General features: G+C 66.1%; 11 protein-coding genes and 1 pseudogene. 8 read left to right on the top strand and 4 right to left on the bottom strand.

Annotation, left to right across the window (positions count from 1 at the left end):
• Positions 1-10: 10 nt before the first annotated feature.
• The 4 genes and pseudogenes from VSR71_RS27420 to VSR71_RS27405 all read right to left on the bottom strand — a co-directional run bounded on the left by VSR71_RS27420 (position 11) and on the right by VSR71_RS27405 (position 4,170).
• Positions 11-988, bottom strand: coding sequence for an ABC transporter ATP-binding protein (locus VSR71_RS27420; protein ID WP_342917013.1), 978 nt, complete (start codon positions 986-988; stop codon positions 11-13).
• On the bottom strand, positions 982-2,037 hold the full coding sequence (locus tag VSR71_RS27415) for an ABC transporter permease (protein WP_342916917.1): 1,056 nt from the start codon (positions 2,035-2,037) through the stop codon (positions 982-984). Before VSR71_RS27415 ends, VSR71_RS27420 begins: the two co-directional genes overlap by 7 nt.
• Before the next feature lie 3 nt (positions 2,038-2,040).
• Positions 2,041-3,054: an ABC transporter substrate-binding protein gene (locus tag VSR71_RS27410; RefSeq protein WP_342916916.1), complete on the bottom strand. Its 1,014-nt coding sequence runs from the start codon at positions 3,052-3,054 to the stop codon at positions 2,041-2,043.
• A 31-nt stretch (positions 3,055-3,085) separates the two neighbouring features.
• Positions 3,086-4,170 (bottom strand): annotated as a pseudogene (locus VSR71_RS27405) (LLM class flavin-dependent oxidoreductase).
• 239 nt (positions 4,171-4,409) lie between these two features.
• On the opposite strand from VSR71_RS27405, the gene VSR71_RS27400 reads away from it, so the two are divergent.
• The 8 genes from VSR71_RS27400 to VSR71_RS27365 all read left to right on the top strand — a co-directional run bounded on the left by VSR71_RS27400 (position 4,410) and on the right by VSR71_RS27365 (position 17,104).
• Complete coding sequence (locus tag VSR71_RS27400; RefSeq protein WP_342916915.1) at positions 4,410-5,642, top strand: acyl-CoA dehydrogenase family protein; 1,233 nt, start codon at positions 4,410-4,412, stop codon at positions 5,640-5,642.
• An 83-nt stretch (positions 5,643-5,725) separates the two neighbouring features.
• A complete protein-coding gene (locus tag VSR71_RS27395; RefSeq protein WP_342916914.1) occupies positions 5,726-6,343 on the top strand; it encodes a cysteine dioxygenase in 618 nt (205 codons plus the stop codon).
• Positions 6,340-7,965 carry a rhodanese-related sulfurtransferase gene (locus tag VSR71_RS27390; RefSeq protein ID WP_342916913.1) on the top strand — a complete coding sequence of 542 codons (1,626 nt, stop codon included), beginning with the start codon at positions 6,340-6,342 and terminating at the stop codon, positions 7,963-7,965. The genes VSR71_RS27395 and VSR71_RS27390 overlap by 4 nt, the downstream gene beginning before the upstream one ends.
• 237 nt (positions 7,966-8,202) lie before the next feature.
• Complete coding sequence (locus VSR71_RS27385) at positions 8,203-8,604, top strand: cobalt-zinc-cadmium resistance protein (RefSeq protein ID WP_342916912.1); 402 nt, start codon at positions 8,203-8,205, stop codon at positions 8,602-8,604.
• Positions 8,605-8,814: 210 nt separating this feature from the next.
• On the top strand, positions 8,815-10,299 hold the full coding sequence (locus tag VSR71_RS27380; RefSeq protein ID WP_342916911.1) for a TolC family protein: 1,485 nt from the start codon (positions 8,815-8,817) through the stop codon (positions 10,297-10,299).
• A gap of 2 nt (positions 10,300-10,301) precedes the next feature.
• On the top strand, positions 10,302-11,462 hold the full coding sequence (locus VSR71_RS27375) for an efflux RND transporter periplasmic adaptor subunit (RefSeq protein ID WP_342916910.1): 1,161 nt from the start codon (positions 10,302-10,304) through the stop codon (positions 11,460-11,462).
• A 6-nt stretch (positions 11,463-11,468) separates the two neighbouring features.
• Positions 11,469-14,585 carry an efflux RND transporter permease subunit gene (locus VSR71_RS27370; protein WP_342916909.1) on the top strand — a complete coding sequence of 1,039 codons (3,117 nt, stop codon included), beginning with the start codon at positions 11,469-11,471 and terminating at the stop codon, positions 14,583-14,585.
• 290 nt (positions 14,586-14,875) lie between these two features.
• Positions 14,876-17,104: a hypothetical protein gene (locus VSR71_RS27365; RefSeq protein WP_342916908.1), complete on the top strand. Its 2,229-nt coding sequence runs from the start codon at positions 14,876-14,878 to the stop codon at positions 17,102-17,104.
• Positions 17,105-17,486: the final 382 nt, after the last annotated feature.

The raw sequence follows: 17,486 nt of genomic DNA, 5'->3' as shown, positions 1-17,486 counted from the left end.
AGAAAGGACATTACCAGCTCGCGTCCAGTCCCAGGTGGCGCAGCCCTTCGTGCCGCAGTTCGGTCAGGCGAGGGTCGCCGCGATGGCGCGGGTAGGGCAGGTCGACCCTGAGTTCCGCCGCGATGCGCGCGGGCCGCTGGCTGAACACGATCACGCGCTGCGCCAGGAACAGCGCTTCTTCCACGTCATGCGTGACCAGCAGCGCCGAGAAACGCGAGCGCCGCCACAGCTCGACCAGGTCGCTCTGCATCGCCAGCCGTGTCAGCGAATCGAGCTTGCCCAGCGGCTCGTCCAGCACCAGCAGGCGCGGATCGTTGACCAGCGCACGCGCCAGCGCCACCCGCTGCGCCATGCCGCCGGAGAGCTGGTGCGGGAAGGCGCGCGCGAACGAATCCAGCCCGACGCGGCGCAGCGCGTCGTCGACGCGATGGCGCTGCTGCGCGAGGATGCCCTGCGCCTGCAGCCCGAGCGCGACGTTGTCCCAGACGCGGCGCCACGGGTACAGCGTGGGATCCTGGAACACCACGATGCGCGAGGGATCGGGCTCGGTGATGGGCGTGCCGTCCTGCAGGATCGCGCCCGACGCGGGCTGGTCCAGGCCGGCGACCAGGCGCAGCAGCGTGGACTTGCCGCAGCCGCTGGGACCGAGCAGGGCAACGAATTCGCCGGGCGCGACGCTGAGGTCGACGTCGTCGAGGACCTGCAGGCGCTCGCGGCCGTGGCCGAACCAGTGGCTGACCTGATGGATATCGATACGGGCGCCGCTCAGTATTTTCGAGTCATCACCTGCCGCCGCGTTAACTCCCCTCTCCCGCTCGCGGGAGAGGGGCTGGGGGAGAGGGCCGGCGTTTGCAGCACCTATAACGCCTGCGGCCCAGCCATCGCCTGCCCTCTCCCCCGACCCCTCTCCCACTGCGCGGGAGAGGGGAGCCTTTTGCGCGCGTCCGTAAGTCCTGGATGCTTTCAACCGCTCCACCACGCTCACCATTTCACCGTCCCCTTCTGCCACGACAACACCCGGTCCCGCGCCACGAACAGCAGCGTAATCACCCCGGAAAACAGCAGCGCCATCACGATCAGCGCCGCATACATGTTCACGTACGAGGCCCAGCCCTGCGCCCAGGTCAGGTACCAGCCCAGCCCCGATTTCACGCCCATCATCTCTGCCGTCACCAGCACCGAGAACGACGCCCCCAGCCCCATGAACAGCCCGACAAACACCTGCGCCAGCGCAGCGGGAATCGCCACGCGCAACACCAGGAACCAGCCCGAGGCCCCAAGCGTGCGCGCCACGTCGTAGTAGCTCTTGTTGACGCCGGCGACACCGGACCACGTCAGCACGGCCACCGGGAAGGCGGTCGCCAGCGCAATCAGGAACACCGCCGCCGAATAGCTCGACGGGAAGAAGTAGAACGTCAGCGGCAGCAGCGCGGTCGACGGCAGCGGCCCCAGCACGCGCAGCACCGGATGCACCCAGTAGCCGATGCGCCGCGACCAGCCGATGGAAACGCCCACCAGGAAGCCCGCCAGCCCGCCATACGCCACGCCCAGCCCCAGCAGCTTGAGCGTGTTGAACACGCTGTCGCCGAGCCGGCGCCAGTCATCGGCATAGACCTCGATCAGCGCCTGCGGCGGCGCGAAGAACGGCGTCGGCAGGATCGCGGTCTTGGCGGTCAGGATCTCCCATGCGGACAGCACCACAGGGATCGCCACCAGCCACGGGCCGGCGATGCGCAGTGCGGCTAGCGGCCGCTGCAGCGCGCGCACGTGCCCGCCGCCGAGCGCCAGCAGCGCTGGCAGGGCTGCAGCCAGGAGCGCCGCCACGCCCAGTTCCTCGGTGTAGGCCCAGTCGCTGAAGCCGACCACGTGGTTGGGCCAGCGCCACGTGAGCACGCCGAACGCGGCCCACGCCAGCGCGGAGAGCAGGCCTGTCGGCCACACTCGGGGCAGCGTGGCATGCGGTGCCGTCGCATCGGCAGGAGCGGAGGCGGGCTGGCGCGCGAGCCCGGCGTCGAATGCAGGTTGGCTTGTCGTCATCGCTTACCCCAATACATTGGCGTACACATGCTGCGCCAGGCGTTTGGCATCGGTGGTCTTCTTCAGCACGCCGATGCGGCGGAAATCGTCGGCATAGAACGCGATCTCGTCGCGCAGGTCGGCGCCGGTCGGGTGATGGTTGTAGGTCAGCGTCGCGTACAGCTTGCGCAGGTCGTCCGGGTTGATCTTCGGCGAGTACCTGGCGAAGACCCTGGCGGCCTCGTTGGGGTTCTCGTTGACGTAATCGGTGGCCTGCACGATGGCGCGCGCCAGCGACGCGGCGGTGGGGCGGTCATTGCGCACCAGTTCGCCGCGCGCGCCGACCACGCAGCACACCTTGCGCGCATATTCGCCGGTCAGGTTGGTGGCCAGTTCCACGTAGGCGCCGTTGGTGCGCTTCTCCAGCAGGTAGAGGTTGGGATCGCCGTCGGCGATGGCCTGGATATCGCCCTTGTCGACCGCCACGCCGAGCAGGTCGGCCGGATACTGGCGCCATGTGATGTCCTTGTCGGGGTCGATGCCATTCTTGGCCAGCAGGATGGTGAAGAAGTGCTTGCCGGGCGCGGCCAGGTCGCTGACGCCGACGGTCTTGCCCTTCAGGTGCTGCAGGCTGGTCACGCCCGCGGCTTTCGATCCCACCAGCCGCACGCAGCCACCGTGCGAGCTGCCGATGATCTTGACGTCGAAACCTGCCTCCAGCGGCTTGAGCCAGCGGTGGATCATGCCGACCGCGGCATCGGCCTTGCCGGTGGCGATCGATTCCAGCAACTGGTCGGTCGAGCCGCTGTAGTTGATCAGGTCGACCTGCAGCCCGTTCTTCTCGAAGAAGCCTTTTTCCTGCGCCACCACGATCGGCGTCAGGCAGAACGAATTCTGGTTCCAGGCAAAGGTCAGCTTGCGCGGCGCTGACCAGGCCTGGCGGCCGAAGATCAGGGCGGGCGCGGCGATCGCCGCGGCGCCGGCAAGGCGCAGCACGCTGCGGCGGCGCGGGTCGGTGTCGATGTGCTTCTGGCTCATGGAGATACTCCCCGATTCTTGTTGTGGGTGTTCAGGCGGCGCGGCGCTCGGCGTGGTGCGCGGCATCGTGCCGCGCCACCAGCTCGCGCACGCGCGGGATCAGCTCGCGCCCGTAGTCAATGGCGTCTTCGAGCGGGTCGAAGCCGCGGATCAGGAAGGTGGTCACGCCCAGCTCGTAGTACGCCAGCAGTGCCTGCGCCACCTGCTCCGGCGTGCCGACCAGGCCGGTCGAGTTGGAACGCCCGCCGGTCTCGCGCGCGATCGCGGTCCACAGGCGCTGGTCCACGCGGCGGCGGCCAGCAGCCGGCGCGCGCCTTCGCTCTGCTGCGGGCCGCCACGGCTGTAGCCGGCCTGCACGCGCAGCGCGCGGGTGCGTTCCAGGATGCTGTCGGCGCGCGCCCACGCCTTCTCTTCGGTCTCGGCCAGCACCGGCCGGAACGACACCGAGAACCGCACGGTGCGGCCATGCCTGGCCGCTTCCGCGCGCACGCGGGTGGTCAGCTCGCGCACCTGTTCAAGCGATTCGCCCCACAGCGCGTAGACGTCGGCATGCTTGCCAGCCACGTTCAAGGCCGCTTCCGATGCGCCGCCGAAATAGATCGGCACATGCGGCTGCTGCGCCGGCTTGACTTCGGAAAAGCCCTGCGTGAAACGGTAAAACTCGCCAGCATGGTCGAACGGCTGCGGCTCGGTCCAGATGCGGCGCAGGATGTGCAGGTACTCATCGGTGCGCGCGTAGCGCTGGTCGTGATCGAGGAAATCGCCGTCGCGCTGCTGCTCGCTGTCGGAGCCGCCGGAGATGAAATGCACGCCCAGGCGAGCGCCGCTGAACTGGTCGAGCGTGGCGATCTGGCGCGCCGCCAGCGTCGGCGCGGTAAAGCCGGGCCGGTGCGCCAGCATGAAATGGATGCGCTCGGTCACGCTTGCGGCATACGCGATGGTCAGCGTGGCCGACGGGCCGGTCGAATGGTGCGGCACCAGGATGCGGTCGAAGCCGGCCTGCTCGTGCGCCTGCGCAAAGGCGCGCACATAGTCGCGGTCGATCACGGGGCCCGCAGGGGGATGGATCTCGGACTGCTTCTGGCTCTGGATCATGCCGATGAAATCGACGCTCATGCGTACGCTCCTGATTCGGTGATGGCGGCAGCGAGCCGCCGGGCTTGTCTGGAATGAGGAAACAAAGTACGCCAGCGCAGCGCCGCGACTAACGAATAAAAACGACGGACCATATTCAATAAGCGTCGTTTCCGGAACGCGGCGGCAGCGCTACGCTATGCGGCATTCAGGCGATCGGACCCAACTGCTTCCAAAGCGGGTCTGCATTGCCGGCCATCCCTCCCTCGGAGTCCCTTTCCATGTCTTCGACGTCTTCCCTGCGCCGCCTGCCCGCCAGCGACGCGCGCCGTGGCGAAGTGCTGGCCGGGCTGTCGGCGCGCTTCGCCGCCGGCGCCGCCGCGCACGACGCCGCGGCCAGCTTCCCGCATGACAATTTCGCGCAGCTGCACGCGCATGGCCTGATCGCGCAGGTGGTGCCGCGCGACTACGGCGGCGGCGGGGCAGGGCTGGCGCAGGCGCGCCGCATCATCGCGGCCGTCGCGGGTGGCGACCCGGCCACGGCGCTGGTGCTGACCATGACCTGGCTGCAGCATCGCGCCATCGCGCGCCCCGATTCACACTGGCCGCAGGTGGTGCGCGAGCAGGTCTTTGCCGATGCGGTGCAGGACGGCGCGCTGATCAACGCGCTGCGCGTCGAGCCCGAGCTCGGCTCCCCTGCGCGCGGGGGCCTGCCCGGCACCATCGCCACGCGGGTCGCGGATGGCTGGCGCCTGAGCGGCCGCAAGCTGTACAGCACCGGCATCCCCGCGCTGCGCTGGCTGGCGGTCTGGGCACGCACCGACGAGCCGCAGCCGCGCGTGGGGGTGTTCCTGGTGCCGGGTCCGGCAGCGGGCGTGGCCGGCGTGCGCATCGTCGAGAACTGGAACCACCTGGGTTTGCGCGCCTCGGGCAGCCACGAGACCGTGCTCGACGATATCTGGATCCCGCCCGACCACGCGGTCGATATCCGCCCGCCCGCCGCGTGGGCACCGGCGGATGCGAGCCAGGCCGACATCGATGCCAACGCCGACCAGCAGGCGTGGATGATCGTGCTGCTCGGCAGCCTCTATGACGCGGTGGCGCGCGCCGCCGGGTCGTGGGTGCGCGGCTTCGTGCGCGAGCGCGCACCCGGCAGCCTGGGCGCGCCGCTGGCCACGCTGCCGCGCGTGCAGGAAACCATCGGCGAGATCGCCGCGCTGCTGCGGACCAACCAGGTGTTGCTCGACGATGCCGCCGCGCGCACCGACGCCAATGCGCCGCCCGCGGCCGCGGACAGCGGCCTGCTCAAGTTCACGGTGACCGGCAATGCGATCCGCGCGGTGGAACTGGCGCTGCAGCTCGCGGGCAACCACGGCCTGAGCCGCAGCAATCCGCTCGAGCGGCACTATCGCGACGTGCTGTGCAGCCGTATCCATACGCCGCAGAACGACTCGATCCTGGTCGCGGCCGGCAAGCACCAACTGGGCCTGCAGGGGCATGCGCCGGCGGCATGAACGCGGCCGCCGCGACCGTGTTATGTTTGCAGCGCCAGCGCCCCACAGAGGGCACGATGACAGAATCCTCCCGGAGGCATTTCATGAGCAGTTCCCCCGAAGCCAGCGGGCTTGCACCGCTGCGCGATTTCATCACCGGCCTGGCCGCGCTGCTGGACCAGCATCCCGACGAGCCGCACATCCTGCGCGAGGGCGGGGCGCTGCTGGCGCGGCTGGTGGCACGCGACGACTGGCTGCCCGAGGCATGGGCCGAGCCGCACCCCGAGTACTACCAGCAGCACCTGCTGCATTGCGATTCCGCCGAGCGCTTCTCGGTCGTCAGCTTTGTCTGGGGCCCGGGGCAGCGCACACCGATCCATGACCACACCGTATGGGGCCTGATCGGCATGCTGCGCGGCGCGGAGGACTCGCAGCGCTACGTGCTCGACGCCGCCGGACGTCCCGTGCCGCACGGCGAGCCGGTGCGATTGCTGCCCGGTCAGGTCGAAGCCGTGTCGCCGACGGCAGGCGACATCCATCGCGTCAACAACGTGCATGACGACCGCGTCTCGGTCAGTATCCACGTGTACGGCGCCAATATCGGCGCGGTGCGCCGCTCGGTCTACGCCGAGGACGGCACGCGCAAGCCCTTTGTCTCCGGGTATTCCAACCCGACCCTGCCCAACCCGTGGGACTGTTCCCGCGAAGTCTCGAAGTCATGACCATCCAGCACGCCACGCCAGCCGCCACGGCATTCCCCACCTTCACCCCCGCGCAGGTGCGCCAGGCCCTGCTGGCCGGCGCCGAGATCGCGCTGATCGACGTGCGCGAGGAAGACCCCTTCGCGCAGGCGCATCCGCTGTGGGCCGCCAATTTCCCGCTGTCCAGGCTTGAGCTGGAAGCCTGGACGCGCATCCCGCGCCGCGACACGCTGATCGTGGCCTACGGCGAGCACGCCGGCGAAGACCTCGCGCCGCGCGCGGCGTCAGTGCTGCAGGCGCTGGGCTATACCAGCGTGCATACGCTCGAAGGCGGGCTGGCCGGATGGATAGCCGGCGGCGGCGAGGTGTTCCGCGACGTCAACGTGCCGAGCAAGTCGTTCGGTGAAGTGGTCGAGGCAGAGCGCCATACGCCCTCGCTGTCGGCCGAGCAAGTGCAGGCGCTGATCGACGGCAAGGCCGATGCGGTGATCGTCGACGCGCGCCGCTTCGACGAGTACCAGACCATGAGCATTCCCACCGCCACCAGCGTGCCCGGTGCCGAACTGGTACTGCGCGTGCGCGAGCTGGCGCCCGACCCGCGCACGCAGGTGATCGTCAACTGCGCCGGCCGCACGCGCAGCATCATCGGCACGCAGTCGCTGGTCAACGCCGGCATTCCCAACCCGGTGGCGGCGCTGCGCAACGGCACCATCGGCTGGACGCTGGCGGGCCAGCAGCTCGACCACGGCGCGAGCCGCCGCGCCCCCGCCGAGGTAAGCGGCGACAACCGCGACAGCGCCCGCCGCGGCGCGCGCGCGATCGCCGACCGCGCCGGCGTGCGCCGCATCGCGCTGGCCGCGCTGCCCTCGCTGCATGAACCGGGCCGCACCGTGTACCGCTTCGACGTGCGCACGCCGGAGGAATTTGCAGCCGGGCACCTGCCGGGCTTCGCCAATGCGCCGGGCGGACAGCTGGTGCAGGAAACCGACCACAACGCCCCGGTGCGCGGCGCGCGCATCGTGCTCGCCGACGACGACGACGTGCGCGCCGGCATGACCGGCTCATGGCTGGCGCAGATGGGCTGGGAGGTCTGGGTCGTGGAGCCGGTCGATGCGGCCGCGCGCAGCGAGACCGGCACGGTGGCGGCGGACGTGCCGTTGCCGCCGGCGGTGCCGACCGCAACGTCCGCCGAACTCGCCACGTGGCTCGACCAGGGCGCGGACGGCAGCACCGTGGTGCTCGACTTCACCGCCAGCGCCAATTACGTCAAGCGCCATATCCCCGGTGCGTATTTCGTCATCCGGGCACAGCTGGCCGATGCGCTGGCGCGCATCCCGCAGGCGCGGCGCTATGTGCTGACTTGCGGCTCCAGCCTGCTCGCACGCTTTGCCGCCGCCGACCTGCGGCGGCTGACCGATGCGGAGGCGGTGGTGCTGGAGGGCGGCACGCAGGCGTGGATCGCGGCCGGGCTGCCGCTGGAGTCCGGCGAGACGCGCCTTGCGTCAGAGCGCACCGATCGCTATCGCCGGCCGTATGAAGGCACCGGCAATCCGCGCGAGGCGATGCAGGGCTACCTGGACTGGGAGTTCGGGCTGATCGCGCAACTGGAGCGCGACGGCACCCACGGGTTCAGGGTGGTGTAGGGCGCGCCGTTTTGCGTGGGGCGCGGGCCGTCCGAAACATCTCGCCTAGGGTAATCCCGGACTTCTCGGCGATCTGCTGGTAAAATCGCGCTACTGACATGCATCTTTTCGCTGCATTGCGGAACGAACGTAACGATTCTCTGTCAATCGTAATCGTTACGTTACAATGCTGTCCCGCAGCACGGCCGAAGCCCGTCCGAAATGGCGTGGCCGCACCGTGCCCCAAGCCCCCGACCCATGCGATTGTTGTTCCTGCTGCTGACTGCCATGTGCCTGTCACTGCTCTCCTTTGGAGCGGTGGCGGACGCGCGCGCGTCGGTGCAGCCGGAGCTTCAGGCCAGTGCCGAACTGGCCGCGCTGGAGTCTGTGGACGACATGGGCCGCGTCATCGTTCCTGGCGACGATGGCCTGCATGACGACGACATCTGCGCCGACCCGCCGCCCGGGTACTGCAATATCTGGTCGGCCGACCTGCTCGATCCGCTGGACCTGCTGGACGAAATCGAAGAATCCAGTGCCCTCATTGCCTTGCCCCCGGTGAAGCTGCTGCTGCCCACCGGGGATATCGCGCAATATCCCCCGGGCCGCGCCGGCCCGCCGCCTTCGGCCTTCTTCCGGCCGCCGATTTTCCGCTCCTGAGCGCCGGGCGTTCACACGCCTTGCCGCTCCCCCGCGCGCGCGCTGCCTCCGCAGCTGCCGTGCCGCGGGCCGCGCCCCCTTGCCTGATATCGCCAGCCTGTCCGCCGCTACCGCGCGCGGGCAAGCCGCTGCCGTTGTCCGTCCCGCCGTGACTTGCGCCGGGGCGTGCGCGGCATGGCGCAGGCGTCGCATTGCTTGCATTCCGGACTCATGACAACAACCAAGCTGACCCTGATCGCGTCGCTTTCGCTGCTCGCGTTCGCCGCTGCCCCGGCCCATGCCGGTGAGCAGGGCGCCGCACCGGCGAAGGCCGCGGGGGCAGCGGGCACCAGGCCCGCCGCCCCGGCCGCACCGCTCTCCAAGCCTTCCGCGAAGATTTCCGCCGCCCAGGCGCCCACTCCCGGCGCCGAGCTGCTGGCCGCCACGGCCGTGCCCAAGGCCGCATCCGCACGCCCCGCGGGTGCAGCGGCCGGCCCCGCTTTCTCGCTGCCGCAACTGCTCGACATGGCGCAGTCGACCAACAAGGGCGTCGCCGCGGCCGAGGCCAATGTCGATGCCGCCAGCGCCGCCATCAGCAGCGCGCGCGCCTATCCCAATCCGCAGGTCGAAGTGATGTACGGCCGCCTGTCCGGCAAGCAGCCCGGCGTGACCAGCGGCAATGCGCCCAGCTACGCCGTGGTGCAGAAGCTGGACTACCCGCACCAGCGCGGCCTGCGCGAGGCCATGGCCTCGCGCGGCCTGGAGTCGTCGCAGGCGGCCCGCCAGGGTTTCCGTGCCGACCTCGCCGCACGCGTCAAGACTTCCTACTACGACGTGCTGCGCCGTGAGAGCGAGCTGCATGCCGCGGAAGAAGACCTGGCGATGATGCGGCAGATCCACTCGCGCGCACGCCTGCGCGTGGAGGTGGGCGAAGCGCCGCGCTATGAACTGATCAAGGCCGAGACCGAACTGCTGGCCTCGCAGAAGAACCAGCAGACCGCCGAGCTGCGCGTGAACCAGGCCAAGGCCGCGCTGCGCCAGCAGGTCGGCGGCGCCATGCCGGGCCAGTTTTCGCTGGACGGCACGCTGGCACAGTCCCCGGACGTGCCGCCGCTGCCGGTGCTGCGCGACACCATGACCGCGAGCAATGCCGAGCTGGTCCAGCGCCGCACGGAACTGGAGCGCGCCCGCCTGGGTGTCGACTACCAGCGCTCGCTGCGCTGGCCGGAAGTGGCGGTGCGCGCCAGCACCGACCGCCAGCCCGACAACAACGTCTCGCAGATCGGCCTGGTCATGACCATCCCGCTGTGGGACCGCCGCCGCGGCCCGGTGGGCGAGGCCACCGCGCAGGCGACGCAGGCGCAGAGCGCGCTGGAAATGCGCGAGTTCGAGCTGGCGCAGGAACTGGAATCCGCCTACCGCCAGTACGAGATCACGCAGGCGCAGGTGACCGCACTGGAGTCCGGCATCGTGCGCGAGGCCGAGTCGGCGCTGGGCGTGGCCGAGGCCGCCTACCGCTTCGGCGAGCGCGGCATCCTTGACTTCATCGATGCCCAGCGCGTGCTGCGCAGTGCGCGCAACGAGCTGATCGCCGCCCAGTACGAGCAGCAGCTGGCCGCCATCCAGATCGAAAAGCTCATGTCGACTGCCCCCGGTGCCACACCCACCACCGCCGCACCGGGCCTGCCGCCGACCTCCACCATCGAACAGAAATAACCATGCGTCCCAATTTCCTGCTTTCGCTGACGGCCGCTGCCGTCCTGACGTTCAGCCTGGCGGCCTGTTCCGACAAGCCTGAACCCGTCGCCGAAGCGCCCAAGCTGCCGCCCGGCGTGATCCAGCCGGAGGGCAACCTGCAGCAGTCGCTGAAGGTGGCGCCGGTCGCCACGTCCCCGTTCAGCGAGATGCTGCGCGTGGCCGGCCGCATCGACTTCGACGAACAGCGCGTATCGCGCATCGGCGCCAGCGTGACCGGCCGTGTCACCGACCTGTATGCCACGCTCGGCCAGGAAGTGAAGGCCGGCCAGGTGCTGGCGCGCCTGCACAGCAGCGAGCTGGGCGCGGCGCAGATGTCGTTCCTGAAGAGCGAGGCGCAGCACGACCTGCAGGTGCGCAACGCCGAGCGCGCGCGCCAGCTGTTTGCCGCCGACGTGATCGGCCGCGGCGAGCTGCAGCGCCGCGAGAGCGAACTGGCGATCGCCTCCGCCGAGATGCGCGCCTACCGCGACCAGCTGCGCGTGCTGGGCATGTCGCAGGGTTCCATTTCCGAGCTGGCCCGGAACGGCAGCATCAACTCGCATTCGCCGGTGTATTCGAGCATCAGCGGCACCGTGGTCGAGCGCAACGTGGCGCAGGGCCAGGTGGTGCAGCCGGCCGACGCGCTCTACACCGTGGCCGACCTGTCGCGCGTGTGGGTCGTGGCCGAGGTGCCCGAGCAGCAGGCCGCGCAGGTGGCAGAAGGGCAGAGCGTGGAGATCGAGGTGCCGTCGCTGGCCAACGGCAAGGGCGGCAACACCATCACCGGCAAGCTGATCTACGTGGGCCGCACGGTCAACCCGCAGTCGCGCACGGTGCTGGTCCGCACCGAGCTGGAGAACCGCGAAGGGCGGCTGAAGCCCGCCATGCTGGCCAGCATGCTGATCGCCAGCAAGGCGCAGGACCAGCTGGTGATTCCCGCTGCCGCGGTGGTGCGCGAGGGCAACGACGAGCTGGTCTATGTCGAGATGCCGGGCAACAAGTTCCGCCTGACCCGGGTCAAGCTGGGCGCCGAGAGCGACGGCATGCGCGTGGTGCAGAACGGCGTGAAGGCCGGCGACCGCATCGTGGTCGATGGCGCGTTCCACCTGGACAACGAGCGCAAGCGCATCGAGCAAGGGTAATCGGACATGATGAAATCCCTAGTCGAAGCCGCTATCAAACAGCGGCTGGTGGTTTGCGTGCTGGCCGTGGTGCTGTTCTTCTTCGGCCTGCGCGCTGCCACCAAGCTGTCGGTGGACGCCTTCCCCGATGTGACCAACGTGCAGGTGCAGATCGCCACCGAAGCCGCGGGCCGTTCGCCCGAGGAAGTCGAGCGCTTTGTCACCGTGCCGGTGGAAATGGCGATGACGGGCCTGCCTGGCCTGGAAGAGATGCGCTCGCTGAACAAGGCGGGCCTGTCGCTGATCACGCTCGTCTTTACCGACGCCACCGACGTGTACTTTGCACGCCAGCTGGTGATGGAGCGCCTGATCGAAGTGGGCGGGCGCATGCCTGAAGGCGTGTCGCCGGTGCTGGGCCCGGTCTCGACCGGCCTGGGCGAGGTCTACCAGTACACGCTGGACCGCGCCGACGACGGCAACCGCGAACTGACGCAGGAAGAGCTGGCCGAGCGCCGCATCGCCCAGGACTGGGTGGTGCGCCCGCTGCTGCGCTCGATCCCCGGCGTGGCCGAGATCAACTCGCAGGGCGGCTACGTGCGGCAGTACCAGGCGCTGGTCAACCCGGAGCGCATGCGCCATTACGACGTGTCGATCCAGCAGGTCTACCAGGCGCTGGCACGCAACAACGCCAACTCCGGCGGCGGCGTGCTGCCGCACTACGCCGAGCAGTACCTGATCCGCGGCGTCGGCCTGGCCAAGGGCGTCGAGGACCTCGGCAGCATCGTGCTGAAGGAAGTCAACGGTACGCCGGTCTACCTGCGCGACGTGGCCAACGTCACCATCGGCCACGAGGTGCGTCAGGGCGCGCTGGTCAAGAACGGCCAGACCGAGGCCGTCGGCGGCATCGTCATGATGATGCGCGGCGGCAATGCCAAGGAAGTGGTCAGCCGCGTGAAGGCACGCGTGGCCGAGATCAACGAGCGCGGCATGCTGCCCGGCAAGCTGCAGATCGTGCCGTACTACGACCGCAGCGAGCTGGTCGACGCCGCGCTGTGGACGGTGACCAAGGTGCTGCTCGAAGGCGTGGTGCTGGTGGTGATCGTGCTGTTCCTGTTCCTGGGCGACGTGCGTTCGTCGGTCATCGTGCTGGCCACGCTGGTGTTGACGCCATTGCTGACGTTCATGGTGATGAACCAGGTAGGGCTGTCGGCTAACCTGATGTCGCTAGGGGGGCTGGCGATCGCGATCGGCCTGATGGTCGACGGCTCGGTGGTGGTGGTCGAGAACGCGTTCGAGCGATTGGGGCACAAGGAACCGGGGCTGACCAAGACCGAGATCCTGGTGAAGGCCGTGCAGGAAGTGGCCACGCCGGTGATCGTCGGCGTGGGCATCATCATCCTGGTGTTCCTGCCGCTGATGACGCTGTCCGGCATGGAAGGCAAGATGTTCGCGCCGCTGGCGTTCACCATCTCGATCGCGCTGGCGATCTCGCTGTTCCTGTCGCTGACGCTGTCGCCGGTGCTGTCGTCGTACCTGCTCAAGGGCGGCGCCGAGCATGACACGTTCCTGATTGCCTTCATGAAGCGCCACTACCTGCGCATGCTGCACTGGGCCCTGGGCAACAGCCGCAAGACCGTGCTCAGCGCGGTGGGCGCGTTTGTCGCCACGCTGCTGATCGTGCCGCTGCTCGGTACCTCGTTCATCCCCGAGATGAAGGAGGGCTCGATCGTTCCCGCGATCGACCGGGTGCCGAACATCTCGCTGGAAGAGTCAATCAAGCTGGAGAAGGAAGCCAACAAGCTGGTGCTGGGCGTGCCCGGCGTCAAGTCGGTGGTGTCCGGCGTGGGCCGCGGCGAAAGCCCCGCCGACCCGCAGGGCCAGAACGAATCGACCCCGATCGCCAGCCTGAAGGACCGCGACGAGTGGCCCGACGGGTGGACCCAGGACGATATCGCCAACGCCATCCGCGAGAAGCTCAAGGCCATCCCCGGCGTGCAGATCGTGATGGCGCAGCCGATCTCGGACCGCGTCGACGAAATGGTCAGCGGCGTGCGTTCGGACGTGGCGGTCAAGGTGTTCGGCGACGACCTGGACAAGCTGCGTGAACTGGCGGGCGAGATCTCGCGCGTGGCCGGCGGCATCCAGGGCTCGCAGGATATCCGTATCGAGCGCGTCTCGGGGCAGCAGTACCTGTCGATCGAGATCGACCGCCAGGCGATTGCGCGCTATGGGCTGAACGTCTCCGACATCCACGACGTGATCGAGATCGCCATCGGCGGCAAGCGCGCCACGGATATCTTCGAAGGCGAGCGCCGCTTTGCGGCGGCTGTGCGCCTGCCGGATGACTTCCGCAACAACGTGCAGTCGGTCCGCCAGCTGCTGGTGAGCGCCCCGGACGGCACGCAGGTGCCGCTGCAGAGCGTGGCCAGGATTGAAGTCAACGACGGCCCGGCGCAGATCAGCCGCGAAATGGCCAAGCGCCGCGTGGTGGTGATGATCAACGTGAAGGACCGCGATCTCGGCGGCTTCGTCGCCGAACTGCAGCAGGCCACTGCGTCCAAGGTCAAGCTGCCGGAAGGCTACTACCTGGAGTGGGGCGGCCAGTTCCAGAACATGGAACGTGCCATGGGCCACCTGAAGATCATCGTGCCGGTGACCATCGCCGCGATCTTCTTCCTGCTGTTCCTGCTGTTCAACTCGCTGCGCTTTGCCACGCTGATCATCACGGTGCTGCCGTTCGCATCGATCGGCGGCATCATCGGGCTGTTCGTCACCGGCGAATACCTGTCGGTGCCGGCGTCGGTGGGCTTTATCGCGTTGTGGGGCATGGCGGTGCTGAACGGGGTGGTCCTGGTGTCGTATATCCGCTCGCTGCGCGATTCGGGCTTGTCGCTCGACGAGGCGGTGGTGCAGGGGGCGACGCAGCGGTTCCGTCCGGTGATGATGACCGCGACCATTGCGATGCTGGGCCTTGTGCCATTCCTGTTCTCCACCGGCCCGGGCTCCGAGGTGCAGCGGCCGCTGGCGGTGGTGGTGATCGGCGGGCTGATTACGTCGACGCTGCTGACGCTGGTGATGGTGCCGACGCTGTATCGCTGGTTTGATGATCGCAAGCCGGATCCGACCAAGGATGTGCCGGTTTAAGGTTCACCTTGTGTCTGGATAGTGGAACGCCCCATGCTTTGCGCGTGGGGCGTTTTTTTTATGGCTCTTTTGCCAATTTCCGGGAAAATAATGTTCGCCGGCCGACCCAAAACGGTTGTTTGCACTTCGTTCCGCGAACAGCCGAAGTTCGGTCCTAAGCTGTCTAACGATGTCACAAGGATGTATGGCTGCCGAAAGCACAGCCATCTAGAAATTCCATTTGCATTCAGCCATCAAGGCGTTTGGTAGACTGGGGAAAATGCAGCCATCATGAACCTTCTTTAGAGCTAATGCCAAATATTTCCGGTTCGGCACTACAAACTCAGATGGTGAATCCTTATGAGCAACGATTCCAGACGTTGCTAGCTAAAGGCATGGGCGGCTCTGCCGCCGCTCTGATAACCACTGAACGCTACGTCGATCAAAAGCCGGTAGTGCGTAACAAGAGAAGACTGCCCCTTGGAGAGCTTGACCAAGCCTTCTGGTCGAGCAGTTTCTTGATGCTGATATCACCTGATGGTTGGGGAGGCGAGATTGGCCGGTTGGCAATTGTACGCTATTTGACGCAAAGTCGCATTTCGCGCCTTGATTTGCTCTTTGTAATAGCTCGGACTGCGCCAGACGCCTTACTCTGGGCCGCTCGGCGATCTCGTGTGGGGCCGTCCTCGCATCCCGATCGATTTTCTGAGCTACAGTCAGTAGGAATTTCATGCTCCGTAGTGGCCGAGCATTGCGAGATTATCTCCATTCTTTTTGAAGCCTGCAAAGCGCAAACTGAAGAACTGGATCATTGCAAAGCCCGGATGGCCGAGCTAAGTCCCTTTGAACTTTTGTTGTACGCGAGCCTGTTCGCCTACGAAAAGTTGGTGCCATTGCCGGGTAGGGACCATCATCCTGAGATGGAACAATATTGGGAGGCGATCAATGATGTTTTGATCTGGAAGATTGCTTCGGTTCCGGAGTCGGCTGTCAAGCTTAATAGCGCCAAGGTCGGGCGTTGTTTGGAAGTTCATCTTTCTCCACTGATTTTCCCGAGCTCCCAAGGTCATCCGGCTCGACATGACCTGTACGAGGCTTTCGAAGAACTCCTCGCCGCTCAACTGGAACTCAATGCCATTAATTCCCGTTCTGTCGACGCGTACTGTTACGACGATAGTATTCTATTTGTTCGTAACGGTAAGGTTCTAAAAATCGAACAAGCCGATCCTGCAGTCAGAGACAAGTGGCGTCGTGATGGTGAAAAGCTATCTAAGCTTCATGGATATTGGCTGTATCGCGGGATGCAGGAATACGTCAATTCTCCATTCGCAGAGAAGATAATTGGTCGACCAGAGAACCATGAACTAAACGAAATGGCTCTGATCCGGGCAATGAGCAATCGTTTGCTCCTGGATGAGGTATATGGCATCGACGACCGAGTGCTGTTGGATACCGGTACGCGTGTGCCACTATTCAATACCCTTCTCACGTTGGAACTAAGCTCCGTCTTCTACCAATGCGCGTTTCTTCGCCCCTTTGGCGAACTGATGCAAGAAGCCGGTGACTGCCGGATGGCTTTGCGCGCACTGTTTGTGCGTGGCGTGATTGACGGCAAGCAGAATCGGTTGCCACTGACGTTTGCGACTCGTGTGGACAAGATCAACACTATTCGTGGCTGGGTTACAAGCGATGCTCAGCCTCAAGGTGACCCTGTGATGGCGGCAGGGGTGCTGGATTTCTGGACCAGTGACTGGTCAGCATTATCTTGCCGTCTGCATAACCACAGTGAAGACAAGGAGCCGAACCTGCTGGAGCGCCCTTTTCTCAAGATGGGTGAACTTATCGTTCAATTGCCTTGGCTCACTGGGCTCCAAAACAATCGCACGGCGGCGATCAATAATCTGCGCCGGGTTGGCTATAAACGCTCGGACGTAAAGAAGGAAACCACGCGCATTGAACACCGATTAGGAGCTCTATTTGCGCAACGTGGCTTCCAAGTTAAGACGGGATGGGAGCCTGATCGAGACACCTATGGCGACGCCGGAGAGGTCGATCTGATTTGCGCCATGGACGGCGTTGTGCTTGTCATTGAGCTCAAATCCTCCTTCCTCCGTACAACCCAGCGGGAGGCTTGGTCGCATGCCAGTTCAGCCCTGCGAAAGGCTGGCAATCAATTGCAGCGAAAAACTACGGCGCTGATGCAAGCATTGAACATGGATGCGGGGTTGTGTGCCGATTTGGGGCTGCAAACGGGAATATCCCCGTCCTTGACAGGTTGGATTATCGATACATCCATCGAGTGTGATCATGAACGGTTCAGCGGGTTTCTCAAGATATCGCTGGAGGAGATCATCATTGCTCTGCGGAATGATCGCCACCTTCTATCGGACCCATATGGAATACTGAAGGCAATGGAGGCTGGTGTGAATCTGGACGAGCCTGATCATGTTATGCATGAGGCGGCTTCCCTATACCCGCAGACATTCTCTGCGGCTCGCTTTGTGGATGTAATCGAGTCCGAAGAGGTTTGGTCAAATTGAATCGGTGCGGGAAGTTCGGAGTCGCTGTTCGTCTCCCCCGGCCCTTCGTTCTTCAGTCGCCCCCTCCGTGAACGGCACACCGGCCTGACGGAGAACCTCGCAAAGAAATCGGCTTTCGAAGCCGAGAACCTTTTCAGGACCGTCAGGCGCGACTCTCATCGTGGCGCGGGGAGCGATCCCCACAACGAGGCCGGATAGATTTAGAACTTGTTTCAAAAAGAGCTGCTGGGTACTGTTAACTTCAGGGCGAACCTGTTAAGGATGGTGTTCAAAACTCATGCGACTTCGGGTACGCATGAAGAATGTTTCCAGCGACAATGGGCGCATGAAACAAACTGACCTTGGCCTGGACCTGAGCAATCGCCGCACGCGCAAGCGCGTG

This window comes from Cupriavidus oxalaticus, assembly GCF_038900635.1.
Taxonomy (GTDB): Bacteria; Pseudomonadota; Gammaproteobacteria; order Burkholderiales; family Burkholderiaceae; genus Cupriavidus; species Cupriavidus oxalaticus_B.
The sequence above is the reverse complement of the archived record's forward strand: the minus strand, read 5'-3'. Positions and strand labels throughout refer to the sequence as shown.